This window comes from Allobosea sp. RAF48, assembly GCF_052114025.1.
Lineage (GTDB): Bacteria > Pseudomonadota > Alphaproteobacteria > Rhizobiales > Beijerinckiaceae > Allobosea.
The window spans coordinates 144,417-157,943 of the sequence record NZ_JBFRDZ010000009.1 but is presented as its reverse complement, the minus strand read 5'-3'; the positions used below and the strand labels follow the sequence as shown (position 1 = coordinate 157,943).

14 protein-coding genes and 2 tRNA genes are annotated in these 13,527 nt (G+C 66.1%); 13 read left to right on the top strand and 3 right to left on the bottom strand.

The genetic code is table 11. The features are described 5' to 3' along the window. Nucleotides 1-54 precede the first annotated feature (54 nt). The 4 genes from AB4Z10_RS17995 to AB4Z10_RS17980 all read left to right on the top strand — a co-directional run bounded on the left by AB4Z10_RS17995 (nucleotide 55) and on the right by AB4Z10_RS17980 (nucleotide 4,206). Nucleotides 55-1,758, top strand: coding sequence for an alpha/beta hydrolase (locus AB4Z10_RS17995; protein WP_441471749.1), 1,704 nt, complete (start codon nucleotides 55-57; stop codon nucleotides 1,756-1,758). A gap of 272 nt (nucleotides 1,759-2,030) precedes the next feature. After that, entirely contained in the window at nucleotides 2,031-2,480 is a 450-nt protein-coding gene (locus tag AB4Z10_RS17990) for a hypothetical protein (RefSeq protein WP_441471748.1), read from the top strand. 17 nt (nucleotides 2,481-2,497) lie between these two features. After that, nucleotides 2,498-3,133, top strand: a complete 636-nt coding sequence (locus AB4Z10_RS17985; protein ID WP_441471747.1) for a L,D-transpeptidase — start codon at nucleotides 2,498-2,500, stop codon at nucleotides 3,131-3,133. A gap of 41 nt (nucleotides 3,134-3,174) precedes the next feature. Next, on the top strand, nucleotides 3,175-4,206 hold the full coding sequence (locus AB4Z10_RS17980; protein ID WP_441471746.1) for an amino acid ABC transporter substrate-binding protein: 1,032 nt from the start codon (nucleotides 3,175-3,177) through the stop codon (nucleotides 4,204-4,206). A 95-nt stretch (nucleotides 4,207-4,301) separates the two neighbouring features. Here the strand turns inward: AB4Z10_RS17980 and AB4Z10_RS17975 are convergent. Next, nucleotides 4,302-4,386: transfer RNA gene (locus AB4Z10_RS17975), tRNA-Tyr, on the bottom strand. A 162-nt stretch (nucleotides 4,387-4,548) separates the two neighbouring features. Beyond that, on the bottom strand, nucleotides 4,549-5,103 hold the full coding sequence (locus tag AB4Z10_RS17970; protein ID WP_441471745.1) for an AAA family ATPase: 555 nt from the start codon (nucleotides 5,101-5,103) through the stop codon (nucleotides 4,549-4,551). Between the two features lie 99 nt (nucleotides 5,104-5,202). Between AB4Z10_RS17970 and rlmB the strand changes: the two genes are divergently transcribed. After that, nucleotides 5,203-6,003: a 23S rRNA (guanosine(2251)-2'-O)-methyltransferase RlmB gene (gene rlmB / locus AB4Z10_RS17965; protein ID WP_441471744.1), complete on the top strand. Its 801-nt coding sequence runs from the start codon at nucleotides 5,203-5,205 to the stop codon at nucleotides 6,001-6,003. A 54-nt stretch (nucleotides 6,004-6,057) separates the two neighbouring features. On the opposite strand, the gene AB4Z10_RS17960 is transcribed toward rlmB, so the two are convergent. After that, on the bottom strand, nucleotides 6,058-6,585 hold the full coding sequence (locus AB4Z10_RS17960; protein ID WP_441471743.1) for a hypothetical protein: 528 nt from the start codon (nucleotides 6,583-6,585) through the stop codon (nucleotides 6,058-6,060). A 366-nt stretch (nucleotides 6,586-6,951) separates the two neighbouring features. Here AB4Z10_RS17960 and AB4Z10_RS17955 point away from each other — a divergent pair, with 366 nt between their 5' ends. The 8 genes from AB4Z10_RS17955 to AB4Z10_RS17920 all read left to right on the top strand — a co-directional run bounded on the left by AB4Z10_RS17955 (nucleotide 6,952) and on the right by AB4Z10_RS17920 (nucleotide 13,520). Further along, nucleotides 6,952-8,562, top strand: a complete 1,611-nt coding sequence (locus AB4Z10_RS17955) for an MFS transporter (protein WP_441471742.1) — start codon at nucleotides 6,952-6,954, stop codon at nucleotides 8,560-8,562. Between the two features lie 239 nt (nucleotides 8,563-8,801). Beyond that, nucleotides 8,802-9,095, top strand: coding sequence for a GYD domain-containing protein (locus tag AB4Z10_RS17950; protein ID WP_441471741.1), 294 nt, complete (start codon nucleotides 8,802-8,804; stop codon nucleotides 9,093-9,095). Between the two features lie 198 nt (nucleotides 9,096-9,293). After that, a tRNA-Thr gene (locus AB4Z10_RS17945) sits at nucleotides 9,294-9,368 on the top strand. A gap of 484 nt (nucleotides 9,369-9,852) precedes the next feature. Continuing rightward, nucleotides 9,853-10,140, top strand: coding sequence for a hypothetical protein (locus AB4Z10_RS17940; protein WP_441471740.1), 288 nt, complete (start codon nucleotides 9,853-9,855; stop codon nucleotides 10,138-10,140). A 314-nt stretch (nucleotides 10,141-10,454) separates the two neighbouring features. Next, nucleotides 10,455-10,844: a hypothetical protein gene (locus AB4Z10_RS17935; RefSeq protein WP_441471739.1), complete on the top strand. Its 390-nt coding sequence runs from the start codon at nucleotides 10,455-10,457 to the stop codon at nucleotides 10,842-10,844. 229 nt (nucleotides 10,845-11,073) lie between these two features. Beyond that, a complete protein-coding gene (locus AB4Z10_RS17930) occupies nucleotides 11,074-11,538 on the top strand; it encodes a hypothetical protein (RefSeq protein ID WP_441471738.1) in 465 nt (154 codons plus the stop codon). 188 nt (nucleotides 11,539-11,726) lie between these two features. Next, nucleotides 11,727-12,596 (top strand): MBL fold metallo-hydrolase, encoded by an 870-nt coding sequence (locus AB4Z10_RS17925; RefSeq protein ID WP_441471737.1) that lies wholly within the window; start codon nucleotides 11,727-11,729, stop codon nucleotides 12,594-12,596. Nucleotides 12,597-12,746: 150 nt separating this feature from the next. Continuing rightward, nucleotides 12,747-13,520: an NAD kinase gene (locus tag AB4Z10_RS17920; RefSeq protein ID WP_441471736.1), complete on the top strand. Its 774-nt coding sequence runs from the start codon at nucleotides 12,747-12,749 to the stop codon at nucleotides 13,518-13,520. Nucleotides 13,521-13,527 lie beyond the last annotated feature (7 nt).

The following is a 13,527-nucleotide window of genomic DNA, read 5'->3' as shown; positions in this document are numbered from 1 at the left end:
GGAACATTGTCGGCGAAACGGCCGGACGGATCCGAGCGAGGGGGATAGCCAGTCGTGACGCGTTGGATTCGCAGGCAGTTGTCGTCGCTGTCGGGCGTAGGCTTGGTCTTGGGAACGCTGCTGTTCGCAGCAGCTCTGACGCCGACTCTCGTACCGCGCAGCTATCTCACGCAGGGTGCGCTCGCCGGCATCTGCTTTGCGATCGGCTATGGCCTCGGCGTTCTGTCGCGACAGCTCTGGCGCTATCTCGAACTCCCCGAGCCGTCGGACCGGCTGCGGCGGCCGACCAATGCCGTGGCACTTCTCTTGTCCCTGCTGATCGCGCTGCTGTTCCTGTGGAAAGCGGCCGAGTGGCAGAATTCCGTTCGCGCGGTCGTCGGTCTGAGTCATTTGCCGAGTTCTCACCCGACCAAGCTGTGCCTCATGGCATTCGCGACCTTTGTGCTGGTGCTGGTCATCGCGCGCCTGTTCAAGCGGCTGGCCGACTGGCTGGTCGGCGTCACCCGGCGCTTCATCCCTGCCCGGCTCGCCACCGTGATCGGCGTCGGCCTGGCCGCGCTCCTGTTCTGGTCGCTGGCGAGCAACGTCCTGGCGAGCGCGGTCTTCCGCATGCTGGATTCCTCCTATCGCGAACTGGATGCCCGGCTCGAGCCCGAGCGGCCGCAACCCACCGCCCCGAACAAGACCGGCAGCCCGGCCTCGCTCGTGAACTGGCAGGAACTCGGCCGTGCCGGTCGTGAATTCATCGCCGCTGGCCCGACCGCCGCGCGGATCAGCGCCGAGACCGGGCATCCGGCAATGGAGCCCATCCGGGTCTATGTCGGTCTGCGCGGCGCCCAGACGGCCGAGGCGCGGGCCAGGCTCGCTCTGGAGGAACTCAAGCGCGTCGGCGGCTTTTCGCGTTCGACGCTCGTCGTCGTGACGCCGACGGGCACCGGCTGGGTCGATCCTTCCGCGATGGATGCGCTGGAACATCTGCGCGATGGCGATGTCGCCAGCGTCGCGGTGCAGTACTCCTATCTGAGCAGCCCCCTCTCGCTCCTGACCCAGCCGGAATACGGAGCCGAGACCGCCCGCGCGCTCTTCCGCGAGATCTATCGCCACTGGACCGCCCTGCCCCATGACGCGCGGCCGAAGCTCTATCTGCACGGCCTCAGCCTGGGCGCGATGAACTCCGAGAAATCCGCCGAGCTGTTCGAGATGATCGGCGATCCGATCGACGGCGCGCTCTGGAGCGGCCCGCCCTTCGAGACCCGGAACTGGCGCTCGATCACCGAGGCCCGCAATCCCGGCACCCCGCAATGGCTGCCCGAATTCCGGGACGGCCGCATCGTGCGCTTCATGAACCAGAACGGCCCGACGGTCCCGCCCGATCGACCCTGGGGGCCGATGCGGCTGGTCTATCTGCAATATGCGAGCGACCCGATCACCTTCTTCGACTATCGCGATGCCTATCGGCAGCCGGACTGGATGAAGCAGCCGCGCGGGCCGGACGTGTCGACCGAGCTACGCTGGTATCCGATCGTCACGATGCTGCAGCTAGCGCTCGACATGGCCGTGGCGACCAGCACCCCCATCGGCTACGGCCATGTCTATGCGCCCGAACACTATGTCGAGGCGTGGACGGCCGTCCTCGGCACCGGCCGCTGGTCGGCTGAGGAACTCGCGGCCCTGAAGCGGCATCTGGCCGAGCGGGCGCGGGCTCGGTCAGGCGCCAACCGCCCCGCCAACGACCCATACGACAACCGGGGCGGATAGCTCCGCCGATGAAAGAACGGCAAAGGGGGCTTGATCCTGATCGCGTTTGCGGCTGTGCTGCTGCATCTCTGGCCAGGGGGCACTCCGGGAAGCCGATGGACGCCACGCGATCACCAGCTCCAGGATCAATGATAAGGGCCATGCTGTCCTAGCATCGGCCACCCCTTTGCCTTTCACCATGATGCATCGCTTCGACTCTGACCAATCGCGATGGAGGACCGATGAGACAGCTAGGGTTTAGGGCCGGAGGTTCCGGTGCCGGAATCGGTTCGTTGAGTGGAAGCCTGCTTCTGGCGCTGTTGCTCTCAGGCTGTGGCGGCGGCGAGGCGCTGTCGCCGGTGGCGAGCGTCGCGGACGCCGCCCCGCCCCCGACCAATGTCACGCGTGATGCGCTGGTGGGCCGCTGGGGCATCGCCTCCTTCCACACCGAAAAGGACCGCAAGCGCACCGAGGCCGAAGCGCGGGCGCAATGCAAGCAGCCCTATACGATCACGAAGGGCCCCGGCGACGGTGTGATGATGCATGTCGCCGACGACCCCAAGCCCTATGAGCTGCGGCTGAAGGCCGGCCCGGGCGGCAAGAGCTATGTCGGCTTCGAGGCGCCGGCCGGCGATCCGCAGGATCGCGAGCTGCTTTCGGTATCGCAGAAGGAGCTGGTGATGCGCTTCGTCGATCCGGACGCGAACCGGCGCTACGGCACCTTCGTCTACAGCCGCTGCTGATCTGGAGCTGACGGGACATGAACCTCTCAAAGACCCTCGCCGGCATCGGCCTTGCTGCCGGCTTCGCCTGCCTGCCGCTGCTAGCCCTCTCCGGCGCCTCCCTCGCGCAGCCGCGCGCCCCAGCGGGGATGAAGGAGACGATGGATATCGGGGACGAGCCCGGCCGTGTCTCCACCGAGGAGGTCAGCATCACCGAGGGTCCCTATGCCCGCCAGATGGTGCTGTTCCGCTCCAGCGAAGCGCCCGGCACCGTCGTGATCCATTCCGGCGAGCGCTTCCTCTATGTCGTCCAGGGCAATGGCCGCGCGCTGCGCTACGGCATCGGCGTCGGCCGCGAGGGCTTTACCTGGTCGGGCCAGGTCCAGATCAGCCGCAAGTCCGAATGGCCGGATTGGCGCCCGCCGCCGGAGATGCTGCAGCGCCAGCCCTATTTGCCGCGCTTCATGGCCGGTGGCCCCGGCAATCCGATGGGCGCGCGCGCCCTCTATCTCGGCTCGACCGTCTTCCGCATCCACGGCACCAACCAGCCCGAGACGATCGGCGAGGCGATCTCGTCCGGCTGCTTCCGGCTCGCCAATGGCGACATCGTCGATCTCTACGAGCGGGTCCCGGTGGGGACCAAGGTGATCATCCGCCACAACGCCACGCTGTGACTGGCGCCGTGCGCAACCGAATCCGAAGGGAAAAGAGAGCCATGTCCAAGGCCTCATGGTTTCGCCTGCCCGGCCTCGCCGCCGGCGCCGCGCTTGCCGCCACTCTGGCGGCTCCGGCCGTTGCAGGCACACTCGATACGGTGAAACAGCGCGGCACGCTCCAGTGCGGCGTGAGCGAGGGCGTGCTCGGTTTCTCGGCAAAGGATGCCGAGGGCAAATGGAGCGGCTTCGACGTCGACTTCTGCCGCGCCGTCGCGGCCGCCGTCCTTGGCGATGCGAACAAGGTCGCCTTCACGCCGCTCTCCGCCAGCGAGCGCTTCGATGCGCTGAAGGGTGGCAAGGTCGATCTGCTGGCACGCAACTCCACCTGGACACTCGGCCGCGAGGCCGAATTGGGTCTCGCCTTCGCCGGCATCACCTATCACGACGGCCAGGGCTTCCTGGCGAAGCGCTCGCTCAAGGTCGACGACGCGTTGTCTCTGGACAAGGCGAAAATCTGCGTCGAGGCCGGCACCACGACCCAGCTCAACCTTGCCGACTTCTTCAAGTCCAATTCCATGACCTATGAGGAGAAGGTCTATCCGAGCGCGGCGGAAGCCTTCGCCGCCTTCGAGAGCGGACAATGCGACGTGCTGACCCGCGACCAGTCGGCTCTGCACGGCGAGCGGCTCAGGCTGGCGAAGCCGGCGGACGCGATCGTGCTGCCGGATGTAATCTCGAAGGAGCCCCTGGGTCCGGTGGTGCGCAGCGACGACTTCCCCTGGTTCAACGTGGTGAAGTGGGTGAACTTCGCGCTGGTCAACGCCGAAGAGCTCGGCATTTCCACCGGCAATGTCGATGAGGCCCTGAAATCGCAGAAGCCCGACGCACGCCGCTTCACCGGCGCGGAAGGCGGCTTCGGCAAGGCGATGGGGCTCGATGCGGACTGGGCGATCCGGGCCGTCAAGGCGACCGGGAACTATGCCGAGATCTACGAGCGCAACCTCGGGACCGGCTCGAAGCTCGGCATCCCCCGCGGCCTCAACCAGCTCTGGAGCATGGGCGGCGTGCTCTACGCGCCCCCGCTGCGGTAAAATACGCGCGACCTTCGACGAGAGCGGGCACAGGCCCGCTCTCGGCACGGCATCAGCGGCAGAAGCTGAGCAATTTCAAGTTTCAAGGAGATGGGTGGTGGGGGAAGCAGGACTCGAACCTGCGAAGGCATAGCCAGCGGATTTACAGTCCGCCCCCTTTGCCGCTCGGGACATTCCCCCGCCTGCGCCCATGATCGGCCTGTGGGGCCGAGGGCCGCCGATATGTCACTTTCGCGACGACCGGCAGGCGCGGCCGGACTTATGGTGACCGGGCCGCCCCCTGTCAACGGCAAAACGACCGAAGGCGCGAATTCCCTGTGAAGCGAGCCCGGCAGAAATCGCTCAACTCGCAGCGCCGAGGCGCTTCAGGACGAAATCGACCCGTGTTTCGACGCTTTCCTGGGGCAATTCGACGAGATCGTAGCCATAACGAGGATAGGTCCGGGCCATCGCCTCATAGGTCCGCTCGGCCTCGGCGAAATCCTGCTTGCGCTCGGCATCCTGCCCGAAGATGGCAGGCCATGGCGGCGCGATGAACACCGTCCTGCGATAACGGAATCGTTCCGCCGCAGCCCCCGCATGCGGCGGCACCGGCAGTCCGCAGAGCGCGAGATAGCCCACGATGTCGGGCAATCCACGGTCGAAGAAGACAAGCTCGCCTCGTCCACACGCCTCATCGTAGCTACGCAGATCGGCCGCGAGCATCAGCTCCGCGAAGAGCGCGCGATTCTTCCACGGCAATCCCTCGCCGCCGATCGCCCGCTGATCGCGGATGATCGCCCGGCCGGCCTCGGGCTGCACGGCATGGCCGCGTTTCGCCAGCGCCTCGATCAGGGTCGTCTTGCCCGAGCCGGGCCCTCCCGTGAGGACGATCAGCCGATCTGTCCTGTCTGTCATGGTCGATCCTTTCCTCTGCGATCCGTCCACGTCCTGCGCTTGGCTCTGGCCAAGCGCCTCGCGCCATGGCACGGCACTCCGGTCAATCTGGAGAATGCGATGGCCCCGCCATTCCGCCCGAAACAAGCGAGGCCTGCCGGCGGCCGCCCCGGCGCCCCCCGACGCGCCGGTGGCCCGCCGCCGCATCGGCCCGGCGATATCGACGAGGCCGTGCTTTACGGCGTCCATCCCGTGGTCGAGGCGCTGCGCAACCCGGAGCGCCGGCACCGGCGCCTGCTCGCCACCGAGAACGGGTTGCGGCGGCTGCAGGAAGTGGTGGGCACGCTCCCGCTCGAACCCGAGATCGTGCGCCCCTCCGAGATCGACCGGCTGCTCACGCCTGATTCGGTGCATCAAGGCCTTTATCTGGTCTGCGATCCCCTGCCCTCGCCCGAGCTCGACGACCTGGCGGACGACGCCGTCGTGCTGGCGCTCGACCAGATCACCGACCCTCACAATGTCGGCGCCATCCTGCGCTCCGCGGCAGCATTCGGCGCAGCGGCGGTCATCGTCACCATCCGCCATTCGCCCGCGGCCACCGGCGTGCTGGCAAAATCGGCCTCCGGCGCGCTGGAGCATGTGCCTGTAATCTCAGTCCGCAACCTCGGCGATGCGCTCGAGACGCTCGGCAAGCGCCGCTTCCTGCGCATCGGCTTCGATTCGGATGGAGACGTCGCGCTCGACGAAGTGACGCTGAAGCGGCCGCTCGTCATGGTGATGGGAGCGGAAGGCAAGGGCCTGCGTCAGCGCACCCGCGAACTGTGCGATCACGTCGCGCGGCTTGAAGTCCCGGGTGCGATTACCAGCCTCAACGTCTCGAATGCCACGGCGATCGCGCTCTACGTCGCAAGCCGCCGCTAGCGACGAAGTTGAGGCCTATCTCTGGCCCGAAGATTGGTTTGGGCAAACACCCGATCAGCGGCGCGGCACCGTCAGCAGCAGCGCGCCAGTCTCGGCATGGGCGTATCGGCTGCGGGCGCCTTCTCGGGCATCGTCCGCGCCGCCAATCCGGATAATTCGAGCGACGGGACGCGAGCGTGGCCCCTCTAGCCGGTAGATCGTCGGCTCCGGCGTGGGCGAACGTTGGATTCCGGCCCGCACGGGCAGATTCTCGAACGCATCGGGATCGATCGTCTGCAGCGCCTCGGCTTGCTGCTCGATGACGGTGACACCGCCCGATGCCGTTGCCGCGCCTGCATCGTACCAGGGCCAATCATAGCCCGGCGAATTCCAGCCGAAGCGGCGATGATGCCAGCCATGCGCTCCGCGGCCTGCACCTCGCCACGGCCGGACGCCCCGAACGGGATACCCGGCAATGGCTCGCCCGTGGCCGATCGACACGGGCGCTGCGTGTCCGCCGCTGCGCCCGGCGGCCCAGGCGCCCGTCGACAGCGTCGCAGCAACGAAGAAACCGCAGGACAAGGTGATCGCAAGCCGCGACATGGCGCGCCTCCTCAACCGCATCTCGTCAGGCCTCCCGAAGAGGACTATAATGCCGCCGCGCCCGCTGGAAAGCCACTGGTTTTCCACAGTCGTTGGCCTCCCACCCGCCTCGTCGATAGTCTTAAGACGAACGGTGCAAGACCAAGTGCTCGATTGCCCCTGCGACAATACGCGCGCAAATCTCTGRGCCAGTCTGGCGTGGCGGAATTTTTCTGCCACCCGGCATCGCGGTCATCGCCACATCAGAAGTGCGAGCCGCGTTGAAGGAACCGGCCGGGACATCCCGGCTTGAGGGCTTTACCAGGGGAGACAAGCGCCATGAGCATGGCATCGCAAACATCGGACTCGAGGGCTGCGCCTCGGCCGATGACCAAGGAAGAGAGGAAGGTCATCATTGCCTCGTCGGCCGGAACGGTCTTCGAGTGGTATGACTTCTATCTGGCAGGCTCGCTCGCCGCCAACATCGCCCAGACCTTCGTGCCCGGCGACAACGACACGGCGAAGTTCATCTTCGTGCTCTTCGGCTTCGCAGCCGGCTTTGCGGTCCGCCCCTTCGGCGCCCTGTTCTTCGGCCGCCTCGGCGACATGATCGGCCGCAAATACACCTTCCTCGTCACCATGACCGTGATGGGCATCTCGACCTTCCTCGTCGGCCTGCTGCCCAGCTTCCAGACCATCGGCTACGCCGCGCCCGTGATCTTCATCGCCTGCCGCCTGCTGCAGGGCCTCGCGCTCGGCGGCGAGTATGGCGGCGCCGCGACCTATGTCGCCGAGCATGCCCCGATGGGCCGGCGCGGCTTCTATACGTCGTGGATCCAGACGACCGCGACCGTCGGCCTGTTCCTGTCGCTGATCGTGATTCTCGGCCTGCGCCTCAGCATGACGCCGGAAGCCTTCGCCGCCTGGGGCTGGCGCGTTCCGTTCCTGCTCTCGATCATCCTGCTCGGCTTCTCGATCTGGATCCGTCTCCAGCTCTCCGAATCGCCAGCCTTCGTGAAGATGAAGGAAGAAGGCACCCAGTCGAAGGCGCCGCTCTCGGAGGCCTTCGGCACCTGGCAGAACGCCAAGATCGGCCTCATCGCGCTGTTCGGCGGCACCGCCGGCCAGGCCGTCGTCTGGTACACCGGCCAGTTCTACGCCCTGTTCTTCCTGACGCAGACGCTGAAGATCGACGGTACCACCGCCAACCTGCTGATCGCGCTCTCGCTGCTCGCCGGCACGCCGTTCTTCATCCTGTTCGGCTGGCTCTCGGACAAGATCGGCCGCAAGCCCATCCTGCTCGCCGGCTGCCTGATCGCGGCGCTGACCTACTTCCCGCTGTTCACGATGCTCGCGAGCACCGCCAACCCGAAGCTGATGTCGGCGACCGAGAACGTGAAGCTTGTCCTCGCCGCCGATCCGGCCGAATGCGGCACGCTGTTCGACCCGGTGGGCGTGCGCACCTTCACCAAGCCCTGCGACGTCGTCCGCCGCACGCTGGCCACCAACTCGATCCACTACGATCTGGTGCCCGGCCCGGCCGGCTCGCCGCTCAAGGCAACGATCAACGGGGCTGCTGCGCCGAGCGGCGCGGCCGATCTCGTCACCGCCGCCCAGGCGGCCGGCTATCCGAAGGCGGGGGATGCGACCATCCTGAAGACGCCCTCGATGGGCCAGGTGCTGAGCGACGGCCGCGCCATGAAGGCCGTGGGCATCCTGTTCGTGCTCGTCCTCTTCGTGACGATGGTCTACGGCCCGATCGCGGCGCTGCTGGTCGAACTCTTCCCGACCCGCATCCGCTACTCCGGCATGTCGCTGCCCTACCACATCGGCAACGGCTGGTTCGGCGGCTTCCTGCCCCCGACCGCCTTCGCCATCGTGGCCGCCAGCGGCAACATCTTCTCCGGCCTCTGGTATCCGATCATCGTTGCGCTCGGCACCTTCGTGATCGGCTTGCTCTTCCTGCCGGAAACCAAGGACCGCGACATCCTGAAGTGACCCCCACTTCAGGCGATCATCTCGGCCCCGCTCGCAAGAGCGGGGCCTTTTCTTTGCCGCTCGAGGCCGTGACTTCTCTCGCTGCCCCAAAGCCGCTTTGCCGTGCTGTTCCGCCGCCCGCTGTGCTATCGTAACGTCAAGGTCCGGCAGATGGCAGGAGCCATCCCACCAGCGGCGACGATCAAGCCGCCGCCCGATACTTCCGATGAACAGGCCGGGCCGTTTCAGGGAGTAGCGCGATGACAACCTACATCATGCTGGCCAATTGGACCGATCAGGGAGCGCGCCACGTCAACGCCTCGCCGAGCCGTCTCGACGCTGCCAAACAGGCGCTCAAGGAGATGGGCGGCGAGTTCAAGGCCTTTTTCATGACGATGGGCAAATACGACATGGTGATCGTCTGCGAGGCGCCGGACGATGCGGTCCAGGCGCGCTTCTGCCTGCAACTCGGCATGCTCGGCAATGTCCGCACCCAAACCCTCAAGGCCTTTCCCGAGGCGGCCTATCGCGAAATCATCCGCTCGATGAGCTGAGCCCGTCAGCCAGACGATGAGGCCAGGCAGACGTTCCTGAAACGGCCTTTCCACGTCATTGCGCACGAATGCCGCGCAACGGATCGGCGGCAGCAGCATCGGAGATGCTTGCTCTCGCTGTCATCGGCTGGTAACCGCTACGGCACCGCCGACGAGAAAATTTCCGTCGGCGGCAATCCTGGCCGAGCAGTCAGGGATGCCGGTGTAGCACAGCGGTAGTGCAGCGGTTTTGTAAACCGAAGGTCGGGAGTTCGATCCTCTCCACCGGCACCACGAATTCCAGAATGGTTTCAAGATGTTGATACGAGGCGCCGGATGCAGTCCGGCGCCTCGCTCCTGCCGCCCTCCAGAGGCGAGCCGGATTGCGTCGAGATGCCCCCGTTTGGGGGCTGCGGACTTTCCTCGGATCAATTGAAATCGGCCGGTTGGAGCGTGGCGTGAGGGGCCAATGTTCGAGAACGGCGAAGTATCGGCAATCGTCGCCGCCGTAGTGCCTCACTGGCTGCTGACGGCGATCAATATCATGGGCGCCCTGCTGGCCCTGGCTGCAGCCTCGTAAGCTCCCGGCGTCTCATTGTCCCGGCACGGTCGCAAGCCAAGCCAGTACGATCGCGAAACCTGCAGGGCGGCCGCTGGCATGGCATCGCTGCCTTGGCAGGTTCGCGTGGAACCGTGTTTCGGGATTGACATCCACCCGCTGCGGGAACGTTTTGGCGCAGCGGGTCAGTTGTCCGCCTCGACAGGCCGGGAGGCTCCGATGAAGGCCATCGCTCTCACGCTCGTTCTCGCGCTGAATGCAGGCGCCGCACTGGCACAGGCGCGCCCCTCCACCGTATCGCGCCCTTGTGCGGCCAGCCAGAGGGATGTCCAGGTGCATGGCGCGATCGTGCTCGGCACGGGCGGCTTCACCTATGACCGCTTTGTCCGCGACCGGAGCTTCTGCCAGTTCGACGAATCGCTCGATCCGGCCTGGGTTCCAAGTCGCGACCAGGAGGCCTGCTTTGTCGGCTACCGTTGCAAATCGCAGTCGCGCTGGTTCGATTGACCGCGGCGCTTGCAGCATCGGACCGAGAACGGGACTCCGCTTTTCGGAAACATCCGATGCGGTAACAAATGCATAGATCGCCGTTGCCGCGTCCGATCGGGCGCCCGGCGATTTAGGTGGAACTTGAGCCGCGACACAACGTTCAGCGTGTGGGGTGAGTCCCGTTCTCCGGGGAGATTCGCATGCGTCGCTCTCTGCTTCTCGCTGTATCGGTTGCGTCGTCGCTGCTAGCCACTGGATTTTCAGCGAGCGCTCAATATCGTTTCGGAGGCGGAGGCTTCCGCGCCGGCGGCTTTCACGCTCACGGGATCGGCATGAGGCCCTACGGGATTCGCCCCGGCTACGGCACCGGTTGGCGTGGCGGCTGGGGCTGGCGTGGCGCCGGCTTCTACCCGCGCAGACCCGTTTACTGGGGTGGCTATTATCCCTATCGGCGCTATTGGGGCGGGGGCGGATATCCTTACTGGGGCGTGGCTTCCGGCCTGGCCGCAGTCGCGACGCTCGGCGCGGTGGCTGCCTATCCGGCCTATGCCTACCCTGCCTATCCCGTTTATCCGGCCTATGAGGTGGTGCCCACCGCAGATGGCGGCCAATGCAGCACGCCGGTGAGGATCTGCACCCTCTACGCGCCCGCCCCTCTCGGTACGGGTTGCTCCTGCCGCGTGCCCGGCGGTCACGCGCGCGGCGCAGTCGTCGGCTACTGAAAGCCCGCTATAGCATCTGACCGAAAGGTGAAATCCACCTTTCGGAAAGATCCGGCGCGATAACAAACGCGTGGACCACCGTCGTCGCGCCCGATGGGAGGCACGGCGATCCTGGATCGGCCGGCCCGTACAGATGGCTGGCCGGCACGCGCCATCATGAGGTAGATGTTCGGTCACGCCGTCGCCGCCTGGCGGCGTTACCCCTGATCGATCCTTGTGCGAACCCGGAATGGACGACCGGACTCATCTTTTGACATTGGCCGCGCGCTGCGAGACTTCCAGCAAGCCCGACCGGGAGCTGGATGCCGATATCTACGAAGCGCTCGGTTACACGGTGCGGCGCAAGCCGACACGACTCGCCACCCGCCGCACCCCGGCCGGCGGCATCTATCAGCATGGCTCCTTCTGGAAGACTCTCGGCGCGGTCAGCGCCGACATTGATGTCGCCGTCTCGCTCCTGCGGCAGAAGGCTCCCGACTGGAGCTGGAGCCTGCAATGCCTGGCAGGCGACGATGCCATTGCGTTCCAGGCACTCGTCGCCGATTGCTCGGGCCAGGGCGTGATGGGCTCGCTCGCCCTTTGCGCCGCGATGTTGCGCGCCCTCGCGCGGCGCGATTCCGCGGGCCGGCAGGGTTCCGAGACCGCGGAAGCCGCCGGTGCGACCGCTCCCGTCGGCCGCCTCACGGAAACTTGACCTATCGACACATTGTCGCGGTTGAACGGTCACCTGCCCCCGCTAGTCTGCCTGCGATCTGAGGGGAGTAAACGATGCAGGACATAAGATTTTCGCGCCGGACCGCGATGGCGGGTGCAGGTGCTCTCGTCGCAGCTGCAACCCTGGACCTTCCGGGGCTCGGTCTGGCCCAAGCGCAAGGAGTTCCCGTGAATCAAGCTCCCGGTTTCTATCGCTACAAGGTCGGCGATGTGACGGTGACCGCCATCAATGACGGTTTTGCCAAGCGTCCGCTGGAAGGCTTCGTCCGCAATGCCGAGCTCGCCGACGTCAAGAAGGCCATGGATCAGGCCTTCCTGCCGCAGGACGCGTTGAACATCACCTTCACGACGCTGGCGATCCAGCACGGCGGGAAGCTCACGCTGATCGACACCGGCAACGGCGATTCCGGCGCGCCGACCTCCGGCACCTGGATGAAGAACTTCAAGGCTGCCGGCTTCGAAGCGAAGGATGTCTCGACAGTCGTGTTCAGCCATTTCCATGGCGATCACATCAACGGCTTCCGCCTGAAGGACGGCACGGCCGTCTTCCCGAGTGCGGAAGTCATGGTGCCGGCGGCCGAATGGGCCTTCTGGATGGACGACGCCAAGATGAACGCGGCGCCGGAAGCCATGAAGGGCGCCTTTGCCGGCGTGCGGCGTGTCTTCGGCCCGGTTTCCAAGGACGTGAAGCAGTTCGAGCCGGGCAAGGAGATCCTGCCGGGGCTGACCCCGATCGCCGCACCCGGACATACGCCCGGCCACACTGTCTTCGCCCTCACCTCTGGGAACGGCAAGCTGATGATCATGTCGGACACGACCAATCATCCCGCGCTCTTCGTGCGCAATCCCGACTGGTCGGCCGTCTTCGACATGGACGGGACCCAGGCCGCAGCCACCCGCCGCAAGCTGCTCGACATGGTCTCGAGCGATCGGATGCAGGTCGCCTTCTACCACGCGCCCTTCCCGGCCGTCGGCTACATCGCCAAGGACGGCAACGGCTTCGAGATGGTGCCGGTCCAGTGGACTCCGGCGATCTGACCGGCACCGCGCATCGCCTCTCGTCAAGGCCGGGCGAAAGCCCGGCCTCTTTCGTCTCGGGGGTTTGTCGTCGGCGTAGTCTCGCCGCCCGCCATCCGGTCGTGTTAAGCCTGCGCCGATGCCGCAGGGCCTGCCCCTTCAGGACACGCTATGACCGACCGATTCGGCGCGATCTCCTTCGTCGCCAGTGATACGCCCGAAGCGCAGGCGGCGCTCGACAAGCTGGTCGAGCGCTATGGCAACGCCAATCCAGCGGAAGCCGATGTCGTGGTCGCGCTCGGCGGCGACGGGCTGATGCTGCAGACTCTCCACCGCTTTCTCGGCACCGGCAAACCGATCTACGGGATGAATCGCGGCTCGGTCGGCTTCCTGATGAACGAGTTCAAGGAGCGCGGCCTGCGAAAGCGGCTGGAGTCCGCCCAGCGCAGCATCGTGCATCCGCTGTCGATGCAGGCCGTCGACCGCAATGGCGCGACGGTGCAGGCCAAGGCGATCAACGAAGTTTCGCTGCTGCGCCGTTCCTACCAGGCCGCGAAGCTGCGGATCTCGGTCGATGGCCAGGTGCGATTGTCGGAACTGATCGCCGACGGGCTTCTGCTCGCGACGCCTGCGGGTTCCACCGCCTACAATCTCTCGGCCAATGGGCCGATCCTGCCGCTCGATGCACCCCTCCTCGCGCTGACGCCGATCTCGGCGTTTCGGCCCCGTCGCTGGCGCGGGGCGCTCCTGCCGGATCACGCCAAAGTCTTCGTGGAAGTGCTGGAAGCCGATAAGCGGCCGGTCAGTGCCGTTGCCGATCACACCCAGATCGACGAGGTCACCTCCGTTTCGATCGAGATCGACCGCGCAGTCGATCTCGTCATGATGCACGACCCCGGCCACAGCCTGGACGAGCGCATCCTGCGCGAGCAGTTCGGCTACTAGCTTACCT

Bases quoted from the DNA above. Each gene is read 5' to 3' on its own strand.
- AB4Z10_RS17985 (WP_441471747.1), top strand. From the start codon at position 2,498: ATGAACCTCTCAAAGACCCTCGCCGGCATCGGCCTTGCTGCCGGCTTC.
- AB4Z10_RS17980 (WP_441471746.1), top strand. From the start codon at position 3,175: ATGTCCAAGGCCTCATGGTTTCGCCTGCCCGGCCTCGCCGCCGGCGCC.
- AB4Z10_RS17970 (WP_441471745.1), bottom strand. From the start codon at position 5,103: ATGACAGACAGGACAGATCGGCTGATCGTCCTCACGGGAGGGCCCGGC.
- rlmB (WP_441471744.1), top strand. From the start codon at position 5,203: ATGGCCCCGCCATTCCGCCCGAAACAAGCGAGGCCTGCCGGCGGCCGC.
- AB4Z10_RS17960 (WP_441471743.1), bottom strand. From the start codon at position 6,585: ATGTCGCGGCTTGCGATCACCTTGTCCTGCGGTTTCTTCGTTGCTGCG.
- AB4Z10_RS17955 (WP_441471742.1), top strand. From the start codon at position 6,952: ATGACCAAGGAAGAGAGGAAGGTCATCATTGCCTCGTCGGCCGGAACG.
- AB4Z10_RS17950 (WP_441471741.1), top strand. From the start codon at position 8,802: ATGACAACCTACATCATGCTGGCCAATTGGACCGATCAGGGAGCGCGC.
- AB4Z10_RS17940 (WP_441471740.1), top strand. From the start codon at position 9,853: ATGAAGGCCATCGCTCTCACGCTCGTTCTCGCGCTGAATGCAGGCGCC.
- AB4Z10_RS17935 (WP_441471739.1), top strand. From the start codon at position 10,455: ATGAGGCCCTACGGGATTCGCCCCGGCTACGGCACCGGTTGGCGTGGC.
- AB4Z10_RS17930 (WP_441471738.1), top strand. From the start codon at position 11,074: ATGGACGACCGGACTCATCTTTTGACATTGGCCGCGCGCTGCGAGACT.
- AB4Z10_RS17920 (WP_441471736.1), top strand. From the start codon at position 12,747: ATGACCGACCGATTCGGCGCGATCTCCTTCGTCGCCAGTGATACGCCC.